Genomic DNA, 16,021 nt, shown 5'->3' with positions numbered 1-16,021 from the left:
AATGATCAGAGTTACCTCCAATATGATGAGCTCACAGCTGCTGCTTAACTTGAACCGTAATGCACGTACCATGAACGACACCCAGCTCCAGCTGGCTAGCGGCCGAAAAATCAACAAGCCCTCCGACGACCCGGTAGGCATCACCTATTCCCTCCGCTACCGCGCGGAGCTGTCCTCTAACGAGCAGTACACGAAGAACGTGGATAGCGCGCTGTCTTGGCTGGATTATAACGATACCATACTAGGACAAGCAGGAGATGTTGTTCAACGTCTGAGAGAGCTTACCGTGAAGGCTTCTACGGGAAGTAATCCGCAATCTGCCTTAGATAGTATTAATGAAGAAGTAGCACAACTTAAAGAACAATTGGTTGATATTTCAAACAGTAAGCTTAACGGGAAGTATATTTTTAATGGGGAACAGTATACTACCAAACCTTATGAGTTTGCCAAGGGTGCTGATGGTACTTACGACACTACCAAAGCAATTACGACAGATACCGGGCAAATTCAGTATATCGTAGGCGAAGGTGTGCAAATGCCTATCAATATGACGGGTAATGATGTGTTTGGTCATACGGGAGATTCAGATAACTTGTTCTCAATAATTAATAATCTTTCATCTGCACTTAAGTCAGGGGATCTCACAGGGATTTCAAGCCAAATCGATAAGTTTGATACCCGTACGGAGACGATTCTGTCGGCTCGCGCAGAGATAGGTGCCAAGACCAACCGTGTAGAATTAATGCAGGACCGTTTAAGCGATTTGAACATTAACCTCACAGATCTCCAGGCTAAGACAGAGGATGCCGATTATGAAGGGCTGATCATGCAGTCGAAGATCCAGGAGAATATTTATAATGCCTCGCTGTCTGTAGGAGCGAAGATTATCTCTACAACCCTTGTAGACTTTATCCGATAACGGAGGTGGTTTTTGTTGATGCAGCCTGTTTTGCAAATTCGACAGACACCTGCGCGGATCGGTATTGATGCGGATCTTGGGTCATTCTCTATCACTCAACCGAAGGCAGAGGTCAGCATCACGACAACACCCGGTGAGCTGAGCGTTCAGTCTACACCTCCAGAGCTTATCATTGACCAGACCAGGGCACGCGCCGCGTATAATGGGGGCAGTGTTCTGGATATGAACCGTAGAATCTACTCGGGAATTCAGCAGCTATACCTTCAGGCTATTGCCCGCAGAGTCGAGCAGGGAACGCGGATGGCGGAGTTTTTCAAGCCAGGCAACAGCATTGCCGAGATTGTTGGCACGGATACCGAGCCAAACTCCTTCCCCGAGCCGTGTGGACCAGCATCTTATGATAATGTGGACTTGCGTTACGAAGCAAGAGCCCCGGAGATTAATTTCAGACCCGCGACAGTTGATATTCAGGTGGAAAGACACCGCCCGGAGACGGAATATACACGCGGCAAGCTTGATATTTATATGCAGCAATATGCTTCCGTGCAGTTTATTCCGCCGGAATTGAATGTGCAAATGTAATGTAATAAGCTATGGATGTGCTCTGGGCACTTCTATAGCTTTTCTGTTATCTAACAACAGTCAGATAGATAAGGAGTGAATAACTTGATTATAGAAACGCTATCCATGGGTACACTTGAAGTTAGGGAGGATCAGATATTCCACTTCGCCAAAGGGATTCCAGGGTTTGACGAAGAAGCGGACTTTGCGCTTGTGGCCCTAGAGGAGTCTCCGTTTTGGGTTTTGCAGTCCGTTAAGGAGCGAGGCCATTCGTTTTTGCTTGCTGACCCTTTTACATTCTATCCTTCTTATGAATTTGAACTTCCAGATGATGAAGCAGAAGAACTGGGGATCGAATCCGATGTGCTTGTCCGCTGTATTGTTACTTTGAAGGAACAAGTAGAAGCCTCGACCATTAATTTGTTAGCGCCTATTATCTTCAATCCCAGTGGATTGACCGGGAAGCAGATTGTAATACACCGCACCTTATATCATACGAAGCACAGTCTGCTGCAAGAGCAGTTAGTGGCTGATGGAAAGGATGGGGGTTAATATGCTCGTGCTGTCACGCAAAAAAGGGGAAACCATCGTCATCCAGGATCAGATTGAACTTACGATTCTGAGTGTAGACGGCGACACCGTAAAAGTAGGGATTTCTGCACCTAAGCATGTGGATATCTTCCGTAAAGAGGTCTACTTATCGATACAGGAATCAAACCGCGAGTCCGTAGCGCCGCAACCTTCCGACTTAAATGCATTAATACACCGTCTTCGCGGATCGAATTCTTAAGATAGTCTCTTAGGAAAATAAAAGATCTATTTATGAACCTGAGTCAGCTTAAGTGGCTCGGGTTTCTTTGTGATCGTTTTTGTGATCATAGTAGAGTTTCAAAAAAAATATCGTAAAAATGAAAAAATGCTCTAAACAGTTAGGGCCAAGCCGTCGATATATGTATTAGGCATTGAGCCGGCAGGGCGGCCGACCTTAATGGTTCAGTGCTTACCACATGGATGTGGAACTAACTTAATTTCAGGGAGGAAATATCAAATGATTATTAACCACAATATCGCGGCGCTGAATACTCACCGCCAACTGTCTGCTAATACTGCTGCAACAAACAAAAATATTGAAAAGCTGTCTTCCGGTCTTCGCATCAACCGTGCAGGTGATGACGCGGCTGGTCTGGCAATCTCCGAAAAAATGCGCGGCCAAATCCGCGGTTTGGATCAGGCTTCCCGTAATGCTCAAGACGGTATCTCCTTGATTCAGACAGCTGAAGGCGCGTTGAACGAAACCCACAGCATTCTGCAACGTATGCGCGAAATCTCCAACCAATCCGCGAATGGTACGAACACAGATACTGACCGTGGCGCTCTGCAAGACGAAATGAACCAGCTGACTTCCGAAATCAACCGTATCGGTAACACTACTGAGTTCAATACTCAGAAATTGCTGAATGGTGGTATTGGATCTGGTGAAAGTGGTAAGCTGACTCAGGCTACAAGTGCTAAGGTTACTGCTGCAACTGCAGCCGCTGCTGGTACTACTGCTGCAAGTATTACAATTGACAACCAGACCTTCGATCTTAGTGGTGAAGTTTTGGGAGCAACTCCTACAGATGCTGATGTTAAAACACTAGCAGATAAACTTGGAGCTAAGACATCCGGAGGAACAAAACTCTCCGATCTGGTGGATATCACTACTGATGGTGCAGGATCACTTGTATTTACTGCAAAATCTACTGGAACTAACAGTTCCATAAGCTTCAGTGCAAATGACACGGTTTTAGGTGTAACTTTAGCTGCTAGTAAAGCTACAGGTTCTCCAAGTACTGTTGAACGTGCTGGATTGCAAGGAACAGCTGCACTTGGTGCAACTGCAGATACCTCCATTGCTGCTGGTAGCACATTTGATATTACTGTAGGATCAGAAAGCGCTGTAACAGTCAACCTGAATGATGGTGCAACTGCTAAGACTTATGATACCAACAACAGTGATGTAAACATTGCAAATGCGGCCAGACAGGATCTCATCAAGGATGTAAATGCTGCGCTGCAAAAAGCCGGACTTGACAGTAAAGTAACTGCATCATTGTCTAAAGATAATAAAATCCAGTTCATCTCAGAGACTGGAAAAGATATCAAACTGACTGATGGTGCAGCTGGTACTCTTGCCTCGGCTACTGGACTGGCATTCACAACAGCTGGTGACTTGTCAGCCGTTAAAAATGTTGAACAAGTAGTAGGCGCAGGCGCTCAAGGCGTGGGCTTCTCTACTAAATTCCAAATCGGTGCTAATACAGGCCAATCCATGTCCCTGACTGTTAATGACATGCGTGCTAGTGCTCTGGGTATCACCGGAAATGCCGGACAAGCTGGCTTCACTAAAGCAAACAGTGTTACTAACGGTACTAACGATGTGAAATCGGAAGCGGCCCTGAACATCTCTACTAGAGAAGATGCTTCCAAAGCAATTGCTGTTCTGGATAAAGCTACTTCCACAGTTTCCAGCGAACGCGCTAAGCTGGGTGCTGTTCAAAACCGTCTGGAGCACACGATCAACAACTTGGGAACAGCTTCTGAGAACCTGACAGCTGCTGAATCCCGTATCCGTGACGTTGACATGGCTAAAGAAATGATGGAACAAACTAAGAACAACATCCTTGCACAGGCTGCACAGGCTATGTTGGCTCAGGCTAACCAACAGCCACAAGGCGTTCTGCAATTGCTTCGTTAATTTATATTCGCTTCATCTTAGGCTCCGGGGGAAATCCCCGGGGCCTTTTTATTTTTGCTTGACTGCAACAAAATCCTAAATTATCCCTCAAACTAACCGATATATAAAGTATAAAATGAGTGTTGGTGGAGGTCGGGGTTAATGAATGTACAGTTTTCGCTAACTGCTAGTACGACAGCAAGTGGACAGGGTAAGCCAGAGGCAGTACCATCCAGCAGTATTTCAGCAGTTCCTGTAGATCAAGCATCGGGCATCCGGGATGTTAAGGATATGAGCCTGAAGGAGAAACAGGGAGCGAGTGTGTCAGTAGGTGAGGAACAGTTAATTCGCACCATAGAACGGGCAGTGAAATCATTGCAAGGCCCCCAGACCACGCTGGAGATCAGCATCCACGAGAAGACACATGACATTATGGTGAAGGTCCTTAACAAAGATACTGGTGAGTTAATACGTGAAGTTCCCCGGGAGAAGACGCTCGATCTTGTGGCGAATATGATGGAGCTTGCAGGTATTCTTATAGACGAGAAGATTTAATAGAGGGAGGTGCTGTTTTGGTTACTCGGGTCAATGGATTCTCAGGTATGGATATCGATAGTATGGTGAAGAGTATGATGGCTGCCAAGCGGGTGCCGCTCGACAAGCTTAATCAGGACAAACAGTTATTGCAATGGAGACGGGAAGGCTATCGTGAATTCAGTGCCAGCTTATATGATTTTAGTGCAAACAAACTGGCGATTAAGTATGGGACAAGTTCCGCCCTCAATGCAAATAAGGCTGTTACCTCAGGAAACACGGATGCTGTTAAGGCAGTGGCTACTGCTACGGCAAATAATATTGATATGAGCGTTGAAGTGACCCAATTGGCTACCCGGACAACGCTGGAGATGAAGGATGGTTTGGGACAGGGCTTGACAGGTTCAACTTCATTATCACAGTTGGAAGGGGTTGAATTTTCGAAGCTTTCCCCTAAGAGTCAAGACGATTATATGAAGAAAGGATTATTCATCACAATTAATGGAGAGACTTTTACGGATAAGGATGGTAATTCTCTGTTTAATGGACTTACTTCAATTTCGACTGTAATTGCTACTATTAACAATAATGCAAAGGCTAATGCTATTGCCAGCTTTGATCAGATTACTGGTAAGCTGTCCATTGCTTCCAAGACTAGCGGCAAACAGTTGGATGGGACGGATGTACCACTAACAATAGATACTCCAGCAGGAAAAGATTCTTTGCTGTCGTTATTTGCTCCCCGTAGCGCAGTAACTTCGGTAACTACCGTGGGGACGGCACTAACCGATCCCACGAAGACGCTATCTAACCTACAGACACAACTAGATGGAACTACAGAAGATATAGCCAGTGGTCTTAAATATAAATTCACTGTAAATAATGAGAGTTTTGTATTCAATGGCTCGGCGACCATCCAAAGTATGGTAGATGAGATTAACTCAAGAACGGCAGCGAACGTGACTGCTGATTTTACGGGAGGTAAGTTGACGTTAACTGGTAATTCGGGGGCGGAGGTTAAATTGGGTGGAGATGCTTTTGATTTGCTGAAGCTGTTTAATGGTACAACTCCACTTAGCGCAGATCCTAATACTTACAAAGTCACTAGTGGTGATAACGCCCAGGTTAAGATTAATAACGTTGTTATGACTAACGTAACCAGCAATACTTACACCATCAATGGGGTTGAGCTTACGTTGCAGGGGTTAACCAATGGTACTCCTACTGTGATAAAGACACAGAGTGATCCTGATAAAGCGCTTGAATCTATTAAAGGCTTTGTAGATGATTATAATAATCTGATTAAAACACTGAATGCCAAAGTGGATGAGGTGTTATATCGTGACTTCAAACCTTTGACAGATGAACAGAAGAAGGACATGAAAGACGAAGAGGTTAAAGCCTGGACTGAAAAAGCTAGAAGTGGATTATTTAAAAATAATGATATTATTAGCAACGTATTGTCTGAAATGCGCTTGGTGATTTCTAACAAGTTGGGCCCGTTAAGTGAGCTGGGGATAACTACAGGAAGTTACTCTGAGAATGGCAAGTTGATTATCAAAGATGAATTCAAGCTCAAGACCGCCCTTAGTACTAACCCTCAGCTTGCGCTAGATATTTTCCATGGGCCCGCTAACCTTCCCAAAGAGGGAATCTTCGATAAGCTCACAGACAAAATTACCAGCGCTATTCAGCAAATTTCTGATAGAGCTGGTACTAATAGATATTCTACTGATCTCTCAAGCAGTTTCAAAGAAGAAAGCATCATGGGTAAAAAGATGAAAGAGTACAACAGCCGAATTGCCTTGATGACTACTAATTTGAGTAATTGGGAGACGCGCTATTATAAACAATTCACAGCAATGGAAACGGCTATGGCTAAGCTGCAATCACAATCTTCCAGCCTTTTCTCCACCGGCAAATAAGAATATTTCACAAATAGAGGGTGACCAATTTGATTAAATCTCCTTATGATAAATACCGCCAGTCTTCTGTCCAGACTTCAACACCTGCACAACTCGTGATTATGCTGTATGATGGGGCCATTCGCTTTGTGAAGACTGCGGTGGACGGGTTGAACAAGCAGGATTTGGAGAAGTCCAATTTGAACTTTGGCAAGGCTCAGACCATCATCAGTGAGTTGATGAGTACGTTGGATCACTCTATTGAAGTCTCGAAGGGACTCTACTCCCTTTACGAATATACGAACTACCTGTTAATTCAGGCCAACATCCAGAAGAACCCCGAGAAGGCTGAAGAAGCCATCGGCTACCTTACAGATCTCCGTGAGACCTGGCTACAGGCTTCCAAGCTGGCGGCCAGCCAGACTGAGATTGCGAATGGATGAGTTTATCCGTAACTTGGATCGGCTGACTGGGGAGATGATGGACCGGCTTCAGGATGCAACCTATGAAGAGCTTGAAGAATTCGTAGGGGAGCGGCAGAAGCTTGTCGATTCCATAACCAATGAAGTCGAAGTTTGTCCAGCAACCCTTGCACAAAAACAGGAAATAAATCGCATTTTGTCACATGATAATGAATTGCTGGACCGGATGAACGCCCTACGCCAGGAAGCCCAAGACTTCCTTCAGAAGCGCGGCCAAGCCAAAATCCAGCGCAATGCCTACGAGACGGCTTACACCCCGGACAGCTTCTTGATGGACCGAAAAAAATAAACAGAAAATAATAGATTTCCCCTGTTTCAGTCGGGGAGCAGGCGGGTATTTACAAGCGTCTGCTCCTTTTTTTGTAACTTATATTACCGAATTCTATCCATTTCTGATGTCAATTGTACTCTGGTAAATTATTGAAAGTAATCATTTACTATTCCAATTGACAATAGAGAAGCTGCGGTGGTATAGTCGAATTGTGAGCAAGACTCACGTTCATCTGATGACGAAGGGAATGTTTAGTCAATGGAAGGTAAAGTTAAATGGTTTAACGCAGAAAAAGGTTATGGTTTTATCGAAACTTCCGATGGTGGCGACGTATTCGTACACTTTTCCGCGATTCAAACTGACGGTTTCAAGACTTTGGATGAAGGCCAATCCGTAGAGTTCGATATCGTTGAAGGCGCACGCGGACCACAAGCAGCTAACGTCATCAAATTATAATCATCCGGCGAAGCCGACCTACATATATGGTAGATGGTTAGCAATTGAGACAACGCTAGCGTTAGACCCAGGGGGATCTCCCTTGGGTCTTTTTTATGTAGTGAATGAAGTTGCTTTTGTCTAATGATGTGACTTTGTCTGTTGTGGATAAACTGTGCATAAAGCTGGGGATAAGAGTTCGAGAGGTGTTCATTGTAAGGATGGGCTGTATGAAGCTGTTCTTACATTCTTCTTATAAATATCCTCGATTTCGAGTAAATGGCCTACATTTCGAGATGAAAAGAGTCCGAAATTGGACACTTTGTAAAAATTAGTTACAGAAAAATGTTAGCATCCTCCAAATTATGGGTAATAGAGAACGTTGGGCTTTTTTGTTGCCTAGTCTGCACTCTCATTATTGCTTAGGCGTATGCTTCCGAAAGATCTTTTGGTAAGAAGTCATGCAGTGAAGCCTATGCCCATCAAAATCACAGGAGGATGAACAAAAGAATGAAGAAATTGTGGCGTGGCCTTACGGCCGGAGTACTGGGAATTTCAATGCTGCTTGGATCACTGGGAAGTGTATCCGCAGCGCCTGCACCGAAGGATATTCAAGGACACTGGGCGCAAAAACAACTGCAGAGCTGGTTGGATAAAGGATACCTGGGCGGTTATCCTGACGGAACGGTGAAGCCGAATAAGGCAATTACCCGTGGTGAATATGTGGCACTGATTAATCGTCTGTTCGGGTTCACCGAAGCAGCTACTCTTAACTTCACGGATGTGAAGAAATCCAATTGGGTCTACAGTGAAGTGGCTAAAGCTGTGAAGGCCGGTTATATTGGCGGTTATGAGAATAATACCTTCCGGGCCAACAACCCGCTCACCCGGCAGGAAGCAGCAGTTATTGCTGCCAAGCTGCTTAAGCTGAGTACAAGCTCTACTCCGCTTAAGTTCAAGGATAATGCTCAGATCGCAGCTTGGGCCAAGGTGGCCGTAGCCTCAGCGGCTGAGAAGAAGATCATTAACGGTTATCCTGACGGAACCTTCGGTCCGAAGAAATCCCTTACCCGTGCCGAAGCGGTCGGAATTATAAGCAACTCAGTTGTGCATAAGCCGGGTACGGGCGGAGTAACGCCTACACCAGCACCGACAGCAACACCGGCTCCATCTGCAACACCTGTGCCAAGCACCAGCCCAACAGCTACTCCGGTACCCGGTGGTAGTGGTGGCGGCACTGGCGGAGGCGGCGGTGGTGGCGGAGGCGATACCGTGACCTTACCATCTGTAAGCAACGTGACTTACGGTCATGTAGGTTCTGTTACCGCTGATGTATATGTTACGCCTTCTGTTACAGGTGCTGTGTATTATGTAGTTGCTCCTTACAGCGTGAACGTAACCGCACCAAGTGCAGCACAAGTGAAAGACGGAATGATTAATGCTACAACAGCAGGCGTTCATTCCGGTAAAATCGCTGCAACCGGCAATGCTCCTGTTGCTTTCTCTGTGTATGGTCTGAATGCAAATACGGATTATACCGTTTACGTTGCCCTGACTGACGCTTCTGGTAACTGGTCCGGCGTAACACCGCTTCAATTGAAAACAGCACCAGGCAGCGCATGGTCGGTCGCTCAGGTGGGGATCACCAATGTAACAACAGTGTCTGCGGATGTATATGCTGCTTACGGGCAGGCGGGTACACCGGTAACCCCTCTGAAATATGTGGTGGTTAAGGCAACGGATGCTGATCCAACGGCAATGCAGATTGCTAACGCACAGAACAGTACGGGTGCTACATTAATAGCGCCTTGGGCTGGTACTCTTACAGGTAATCCAGTTGTGAAACACAGCATTAACCTGACTGGACTCACTGCCAATACAGCGTATAAAGTCTTCTTTATCACTGATTCTAATGGCACCTTGTCACCTGTAGAGATTCTGCGGATTCACACGAAATAAGTAATCTTGATGAATGCAATCATTCATAATCCAGGCTTCAGCGTGAAATAATACAGCAATCAGTATTCGGTCCGGCGAGGGCGGCTTTATGCTCGAGCCGGGCCGTTTGTTGTTACGGCAGGTCTGTTACATCTATTGTTAGGTGAATGTAAAGTCTGTCATGATTTGTTTTTTACTTAGCCCTGACAATTTGCTATAATGGAAAAGTAAACAAAGGAGGAGTGCCTTATGAAATTCAGCATTCGAGGTCAACAAATTGAAGTGACCGACGCTTTGAGAGACTATGTTGATAAGAAGCTCAGCAGACTTGAGAAGTATTTCGAAGCACCCCCTACCTCTGAAGGATATGTGACGCTTGGCGTCGTTCGCGGCCTTCATACGGTGGAAGTGACAATTCCTCTAGCTGGTGTGACGCTTCGTGCGGAAGACCGCAGCGATGATATGTATGCATCCATCGATGCCGTAGTGGACAAGCTGGAACGTCAGATCCGCAAGCACAAGACTAAGCTTAATCGCAAGTTCCGTCAGGAAGGCAGCCTGAAGACCTTGTTCGTTGAAGGTTCTGGCAGCGCTGTAGCTGTTGAAGAGCAGGAACAGGATTATGATGATCTTGAGGTTGTGCGGAACAAACGGTTCACCTTGAAGCCTATGGATGTGGAAGAAGCGATTCTGCAAATGAACATGATTGGACATACGTTCTTCGTGTTCTCCAACATTGACACTTCCGAAGTTAGCGTAGTATACAAACGCGATGACGGGAAGTACGGTCTGATCGAGCAGAACTAACCTCTGGACCGGGAATTGTTGGAATAAGCAAGGGCTTCGGTTCAGCCTAACGTGGACAATTAGACGAGTCCCTATTCGCCTGAAGCGAATAGGGCTCTTGTGCGTATATATAGAAGTCTCATTAAAATGCCATCATCTGTCCTCATCTAAGAGGATTATACAGAATAAGGTTAGGGCGGCTTGTATTGCGGCTTCTCTTACAAACTGTTACAATTTATGAAGCAGCGGAATCGAAATCATATATGGCCCTTTCAATCTATGAGGATGGGCTCGGTTCCACCATCTGTGTTGCATGAAAGGGGTTAACCATGCTAGGACTTGTTAAGAAAATATTTGGCGACACTAATGAACGGGATGTCAAACGTCTCATGAAGACGGTCGAAGTAATTAATGGGCTGGAGCCGGATTTCGTATCGCTTACGGATGAAGAGCTGCAGGCGAAGACAGCGGAATTCCGCGCCCGTATTGAGAAAGGTGAGACCCTGGAAGAGATTCTTCCTGAGGCCTTTGCTACCGTACGCGAAGCTTCCAAACGGACGCTGGGCATGCGGCATTTTGACGTTCAGCTGGTTGGGGGTATGGCGCTGCATGAAGGCCGGATCTCCGAGATGAAGACCGGGGAAGGCAAGACACTGGTTGGAACGCTGCCGGTGTATTTGAATGCGCTGCTGGGTAAAGGCGTGCATGTCGTCACCGTAAATGATTATCTGGCTCAGCGCGACAGTGCGCAAATGGGACAAATCTATAACTTTCTGGGCATGAGCGTCGGGGTCAACCTGAACGGCATGGACCATAATGATAAGCAAGCGGCATATGCCTGCGATATTACGTACGGCACGAATAATGAATTCGGGTTCGACTATCTGCGCGACAACATGGTGCTCTATAAGGAACAGATGGTACAGCGCCCGCTCTACTTCTGTATTATTGACGAAGTCGATTCCATCCTGATTGATGAAGCGCGGACCCCTCTGATCATCTCCGGCCAGGCTGAGAAATCGACAGAGCTGTATTATGCAGCAGACCGTTTCGTGAAGAAGCTCACTGCCGAAGAGGATTACACCGTGGATATTAAGGTGAAGTCTGTAGCGCTTACTGAGAAGGGGGTGGCTACGGCTGAGCGTGCTTTTGGGATAGAGAATCTGTATGACCATAGCCACGTTACCTTGAATCATCATATTGTACAGGCCTTGAAGGCGAACGCTATTATGCGCCGGGATGTCGATTATGTGGTTAACGAAGACGAGGTTATGATCGTTGATGAGTTCACAGGCCGTCTGATGCAGGGCCGCCGTTACAGCGACGGGCTGCACCAGGCGATTGAAGCCAAGGAAGAGATTGAAGTTCAGAATGAGAGCATGACGCTGGCTACCATCACCTTCCAGAACTACTTCCGGATGTACCGCAAGCTGGGCGGCATGACGGGTACAGCGAAGACAGAGGAAGAGGAGTTCAAGAAGATCTATGGTCTTGAGGTTCTTCAGGTTCCTACGAATAAGCCGAACCAACGGATTGACATGCCGGATGTGGTCTACAAAAGCGAGAACGGCAAGTTCAACGCTGTTGTCGCTGAAATTGTGGAACGCCATAAGAAGAATCAGCCGGTGCTGGTAGGTACGGTATCGATTGAGAACTCTGAACGCGTATCGGAAATGCTGAAGCGCAAGGGTGTAAGACACCAGGTGCTGAATGCGAAGCATCATGCGGCAGAAGCCGAAATTATCTCTTATGCCGGTCAGCCGGGAACGGTAACGATTGCCACGAACATGGCTGGACGCGGTACGGATATCGTACTGGGCGAAGGGGTAACCGATGTGGGCGGCCTGCATATTATTGGTACGGAACGCCATGAATCACGCCGGATTGATAACCAGCTTCGCGGCCGTGCCGGACGCCAGGGCGACCCGGGTTCGACACAGTTCTACCTGTCCCTTGGGGATGAGCTGATGAAGCGTTTCGGTGCGGATAACGTGCTGAACATGATGGACCGTCTGGGCTTCGAGGAAGATCAGCCGATTGAGAGCCGCATGATTACCAAGGCCGTTGAATCTGCGCAGAAGCGGGTAGAAGGCAACAACTTCGACATCCGCAAAGTCGTATTGCAATACGATGACGTCATGAACCAGCAGCGTGAGATTATCTACAAGCAGCGCCGCGAAATTCTGGAGTCGGACAATATCAAAGACATCGTAGTGGAAATGATCAAGCCGGTTATCGACCGTATTGTGAATGCACACTGCAGTGATGATATCCCGGAGAACTGGGAGCTGCAAGAGGTTGCGGATTATGTGAACAGCAAGCTTTTGGAAGAAAATGAGCTGACCCGCGATGATTTGTGGGGCAAAGAAGTAGATGAAATGATCGAATTCATCTTCGCCCGTGTACTTGAGAAGTATTCTGCACGTGAAGAGCGTCTTGGCTCTGAGCTGGTACGTGAATTCGAGAAGGTTATTGTGCTTCGCTCCGTAGATAGCAAATGGATGGATCATATCGACGCCATGGATCAGCTTCGTCAGGGGATTCACCTCCGTGCTTACGGCGGTACCGATCCGCTGCGCGAATACCAATTCGAGGGCTTCGAGATGTTCAACGCTATGACAGCGAACATTCAGGAAGAAGTAGCGACCTACATTATGAAGGCGCACATCGAGACGAATCAGGAGCGGCAATCGGTAGTGGAGGAAGATAAGATCTCCACCAACGCAGAGCCTGCTGAGAAGCGTCCGGTGCATGTGGAATCTACGGTTGGCCGTAACGATCCATGCCCATGCGGCAGCGGCAAGAAGTATAAGAACTGCCACGGCCAGGCGTAAGATAAACAGAATTACGGCCGGATCTGAGATGTCAATTCACTCTCACTGGAACGGCGTAATCCAGGAGTCAAGGCCGGTTCTGGTAGTGCACGGTGAAATAATGAGCAGGCATGAAGCTGCGAATACCTTTCACCATAACGCACTTCCTGTTTTGTGCACTTGCACTTAGGTTATAATGACAATAAAAAGCGGCTGGGCCCGGGGGACACCCCGTTTGCGGCCCGGCTGCTTTTTTGGGCTTGGAGTGGTTTGGGACGCACAGCTGTGCGGCAGACGGAAGCGTTCAGATGTTTTATGGCTGAGGTGGAAGTAACGGAGGGGAAGTTTGGAACTGTAGGAGCGGTAGCGTCCGCCTTTGTGCCCGGATTTTATCCGCTATGCGGTATAATCAATAAATCTGGGCACAACAGCGGCCGAAAGTCCAAACATTCCCCGCAGTTACGGCGTACACCGGGCCATGGGGCGGATGCAGCGAAGCATCAGCAGCAAATATGTCGTCCATACCGGCAAGCCCAAACCGGCAGCCCGGCGCAATATTCAATTATGAAAGGTGAAGTGATCCAAATGATCGATCCTAATGTGAAGCAGGACCTGCGTGAAATGGGCAAGAAATTAACCAACCTTAGGGGGTCACTTTGACTTAGACCTGAAGCTGGAGATGATAGCGAACTTCGAAGAGAAGATGGCGGCTCCCGGGTTCTGGGATGATCCCGATCAGGCGCAGAGCGTGATTGGCGAGATGAATGCCGTGAAGTCGGTGGTTGACCAATTTGAGAAGCTCCAGCAGGATTATGACGATGCTGCCATGATGGCGGAGCTGGCCGATGAAGAAGGCGACGACGCACTGGCCGAGGAGATAGCCGGAACGATCCGCAGTATAAGTGCCAGAGTGGATGAGTTCGAGCTGCAGCTGCTGCTCAATCAGCCGTACGATAAGCTGAACGCGATTCTGGAGCTGCATCCCGGTGCAGGCGGCACGGAGTCCCAGGACTGGGGCCAAATGCTGCTGCGCATGTACACACGCTGGGCGGAGAAGCGGGGCTTCAAGGTAGATGTGCTGGATTATCTGCCGGGCGATGAAGCGGGAATCAAGAGTGTAACTTTGTTAATTAAGGGCCACAATGTATATGGGTACCTCAAGGCAGAGAAGGGCGTGCACCGGCTGGTGCGCATTTCGCCTTTTGACTCCTCAGGCAGACGGCATACCTCCTTCGTATCCTGCGATGTGGTACCGGAGATTGCAGACGACGTCGAGGTGGATATCCGCACAGAGGATCTGAAGATTGATACGTACCGGGCCAGCGGCGCGGGCGGTCAGCACATCAATACTACCGACTCCGCGGTGCGGATTACGCATATACCAACCGGCGTGGTGGTCACCTGTCAGAATGAGCGTTCCCAGATCAAGAACCGGGAGCAGGCGATGAAGATGCTGCGTTCCAAGCTCTATGAGCGCAAAATCCAGGAACAGCAGGCACATCTGGACGAGATCCGCGGGGAACAATCCGAGATTGCCTGGGGCAGCCAGATTCGTTCCTACGTATTCCATCCTTACAGCATGGTGAAGGATCACCGCACCTCTGTGGAGACAGGCAACGTTGGAGCTGTAATGGACGGGGATCTGGACGGCTTCATTGACGGGTATCTGCGGAGCCAGATCAAGACGGAAGCTGAATAAAAGTAATTCAATTCCTACGCGTCTTCGGAGGTGTAGGAATTTTTGTCTGAACATAAAGGAGCCCGGCCAACTATGCAAAAAATCAATTCACGCAACAAACCTCCGCTTATCCCGCTGAACGGGCCGCTGCGCCATACCGTGGATATTGTGCTAATTCTGATTGGCTCGCTGATCACCGGCCTGGCGTTCAATCTGTTTTTCCTCCCGAACCGGATTGCATCCGGCGGAGTGTCGGGGCTGTCGGTACTGGCTGAGGCCTGGTTTGGGGCAGAGCCTGCTTTTACCCAGTGGGCGCTTAATATTCCGCTCTTCATTCTCGGCGTAATCTTCCTCGGCAAACAGTATGGTATCCGCTCTCTGCTGGGGAGCTTTGTGCTACCGCTGTTTATCTTCCTGACGAAGGACGGGCCTGTGCCGACCACGAATCCGCTCCTGGCCTCTATCTATGGAGGAATTGGTGTGGGTCTCGGCCTGGGCCTCGTCTTCCGGGGGCGCGGCTCTACGGGCGGATTGACCATTGCTGCACAGATTATTCAAAAGCTTACCGGCTTCAGCTTCTCGCTGTCCGTCGTGCTGCTGGATGGTACGGTGATTACCTTGGCGGCTTTTGTGCTGGGGATGGAGCAGGCGATGTATGCACTGATCGGGCTGTTCGTCACCGGCCGGGTGATCAACGCGCTGGAGGTGGGCTTCAGCACCACGAAGGTGGCGTATATCATCTCGGATCACACAGAGGACATCTCGCAGGCGATTCTGAATGATCTGGACCGCGGGCTGACCAAGCTGAATGCGCAAGGCGGCTATACCGGTGACAACCGCACGGTGCTGATGGTCGTGGTAGGCCAGAATGAAATTACCAGGCTCAAGGCGATCGTCCGCTCGGTGGACCCGGGTGCATTTGTGATTATAACCGAGGCTCATGAGGTGCTGGGCGAAGGGTTTAAAAGAGAAGCGTAGACTCCC

Annotated in this window: 15 protein-coding genes; all 15 read left to right on the top strand. The window is 48.1% G+C overall.

What is annotated here, in order from left to right; translation table 11 throughout:
* The first annotated feature begins 1 nt into the window (after position 1).
* The 15 genes from flgL (at position 2) to MKY86_RS28520 (ending at position 16,015) form a co-directional block, all read left to right on the top strand.
* A complete protein-coding gene (gene flgL / locus MKY86_RS28590; protein ID WP_340827627.1) occupies positions 2-919 on the top strand; it encodes a flagellar hook-associated protein FlgL in 918 nt (305 codons plus the stop codon).
* A gap of 18 nt (positions 920-937) precedes the next feature.
* On the top strand, positions 938-1,501 hold the full coding sequence (locus MKY86_RS28585; protein ID WP_076080049.1) for a DUF6470 family protein: 564 nt from the start codon (positions 938-940) through the stop codon (positions 1,499-1,501).
* 84 nt (positions 1,502-1,585) lie between these two features.
* Positions 1,586-2,032: a flagellar assembly protein FliW gene (locus tag MKY86_RS28580; RefSeq protein WP_076080050.1), complete on the top strand. Its 447-nt coding sequence runs from the start codon at positions 1,586-1,588 to the stop codon at positions 2,030-2,032.
* Between the two features lies 1 nt (position 2,033).
* On the top strand, positions 2,034-2,270 hold the full coding sequence (csrA, locus tag MKY86_RS28575) for a carbon storage regulator CsrA (protein ID WP_076080051.1): 237 nt from the start codon (positions 2,034-2,036) through the stop codon (positions 2,268-2,270).
* Positions 2,271-2,528: 258 nt separating this feature from the next.
* Positions 2,529-4,217, top strand: a complete 1,689-nt coding sequence (locus tag MKY86_RS28570) for a flagellin N-terminal helical domain-containing protein (RefSeq protein ID WP_076080052.1) — start codon at positions 2,529-2,531, stop codon at positions 4,215-4,217.
* Between the two features lie 141 nt (positions 4,218-4,358).
* Entirely contained in the window at positions 4,359-4,751 is a 393-nt protein-coding gene (locus tag MKY86_RS28565; RefSeq protein WP_083685287.1) for a flagellar protein FlaG, read from the top strand.
* Between the two features lie 17 nt (positions 4,752-4,768).
* Positions 4,769-6,655: a flagellar filament capping protein FliD gene (gene fliD, locus MKY86_RS28560; protein ID WP_076080053.1), complete on the top strand. Its 1,887-nt coding sequence runs from the start codon at positions 4,769-4,771 to the stop codon at positions 6,653-6,655.
* Positions 6,656-6,684: 29 nt separating this feature from the next.
* The gene (fliS, locus tag MKY86_RS28555; protein ID WP_076080054.1) at positions 6,685-7,077 is read left to right on the top strand and encodes a flagellar export chaperone FliS; all 393 of its coding nucleotides are present in this window, start codon (positions 6,685-6,687) and stop codon (positions 7,075-7,077) included.
* Positions 7,070-7,405: a flagellar protein FliT gene (locus MKY86_RS28550; RefSeq protein WP_076080055.1), complete on the top strand. Its 336-nt coding sequence runs from the start codon at positions 7,070-7,072 to the stop codon at positions 7,403-7,405. The genes fliS and MKY86_RS28550 overlap by 8 nt, the downstream gene beginning before the upstream one ends.
* Before the next feature lie 240 nt (positions 7,406-7,645).
* Positions 7,646-7,843: a cold shock domain-containing protein gene (locus MKY86_RS28545; protein WP_036721237.1), complete on the top strand. Its 198-nt coding sequence runs from the start codon at positions 7,646-7,648 to the stop codon at positions 7,841-7,843.
* 489 nt (positions 7,844-8,332) lie between these two features.
* On the top strand, positions 8,333-9,781 hold the full coding sequence (locus MKY86_RS28540; protein WP_076080056.1) for an S-layer homology domain-containing protein: 1,449 nt from the start codon (positions 8,333-8,335) through the stop codon (positions 9,779-9,781).
* 228 nt (positions 9,782-10,009) lie between these two features.
* Entirely contained in the window at positions 10,010-10,567 is a 558-nt protein-coding gene (hpf, locus tag MKY86_RS28535; protein ID WP_036721235.1) for a ribosome hibernation-promoting factor, HPF/YfiA family, read from the top strand.
* 308 nt (positions 10,568-10,875) lie between these two features.
* On the top strand, positions 10,876-13,380 hold the full coding sequence (gene secA, locus MKY86_RS28530; RefSeq protein WP_036721232.1) for a preprotein translocase subunit SecA: 2,505 nt from the start codon (positions 10,876-10,878) through the stop codon (positions 13,378-13,380).
* A 564-nt stretch (positions 13,381-13,944) separates the two neighbouring features.
* Positions 13,945-15,058, top strand: a protein-coding gene (gene prfB, locus MKY86_RS28525; RefSeq protein ID WP_143803768.1) for a peptide chain release factor 2 whose coding sequence is annotated in 2 segments (ribosomal slippage) — positions 13,945-14,016 and positions 14,018-15,058 — 1,113 coding nt in all. Because the reading frame shifts where the segments join, the coding sequence is not laid out codon by codon here.
* A 72-nt stretch (positions 15,059-15,130) separates the two neighbouring features.
* Positions 15,131-16,015, top strand: coding sequence for a YitT family protein (locus MKY86_RS28520; protein ID WP_076080059.1), 885 nt, complete (start codon positions 15,131-15,133; stop codon positions 16,013-16,015).
* The last annotated feature ends 6 nt before the right edge of the window (positions 16,016-16,021 follow it).

The organism is Paenibacillus sp. FSL R7-0333 (assembly GCF_038000365.1).
Classification (GTDB): Bacteria; Bacillota; Bacilli; order Paenibacillales; family Paenibacillaceae; genus Paenibacillus_AQ; species Paenibacillus_AQ silagei.
The sequence above is the reverse complement of the archived record's forward strand: the minus strand, read 5'-3'. Positions and strand labels throughout refer to the sequence as shown.

What these genes read in the sequence shown, in the direction of transcription:
- flgL (WP_340827627.1), top strand. Translation starts at nt 2, where the DNA reads ATGATCAGAGTTACCTCCAATATGATGAGCTCACAGCTGCTGCTTAAC.
- MKY86_RS28585 (WP_076080049.1), top strand. Translation starts at nt 938, where the DNA reads ATGCAGCCTGTTTTGCAAATTCGACAGACACCTGCGCGGATCGGTATT.
- csrA (WP_076080051.1), top strand. Translation starts at nt 2,034, where the DNA reads ATGCTCGTGCTGTCACGCAAAAAAGGGGAAACCATCGTCATCCAGGAT.
- MKY86_RS28570 (WP_076080052.1), top strand. Translation starts at nt 2,529, where the DNA reads ATGATTATTAACCACAATATCGCGGCGCTGAATACTCACCGCCAACTG.
- MKY86_RS28565 (WP_083685287.1), top strand. Translation starts at nt 4,359, where the DNA reads ATGAATGTACAGTTTTCGCTAACTGCTAGTACGACAGCAAGTGGACAG.
- MKY86_RS28550 (WP_076080055.1), top strand. Translation starts at nt 7,070, where the DNA reads ATGGATGAGTTTATCCGTAACTTGGATCGGCTGACTGGGGAGATGATG.
- MKY86_RS28545 (WP_036721237.1), top strand. Translation starts at nt 7,646, where the DNA reads ATGGAAGGTAAAGTTAAATGGTTTAACGCAGAAAAAGGTTATGGTTTT.
- MKY86_RS28540 (WP_076080056.1), top strand. Translation starts at nt 8,333, where the DNA reads ATGAAGAAATTGTGGCGTGGCCTTACGGCCGGAGTACTGGGAATTTCA.
- hpf (WP_036721235.1), top strand. Translation starts at nt 10,010, where the DNA reads ATGAAATTCAGCATTCGAGGTCAACAAATTGAAGTGACCGACGCTTTG.
- secA (WP_036721232.1), top strand. Translation starts at nt 10,876, where the DNA reads ATGCTAGGACTTGTTAAGAAAATATTTGGCGACACTAATGAACGGGAT.
- MKY86_RS28520 (WP_076080059.1), top strand. Translation starts at nt 15,131, where the DNA reads ATGCAAAAAATCAATTCACGCAACAAACCTCCGCTTATCCCGCTGAAC.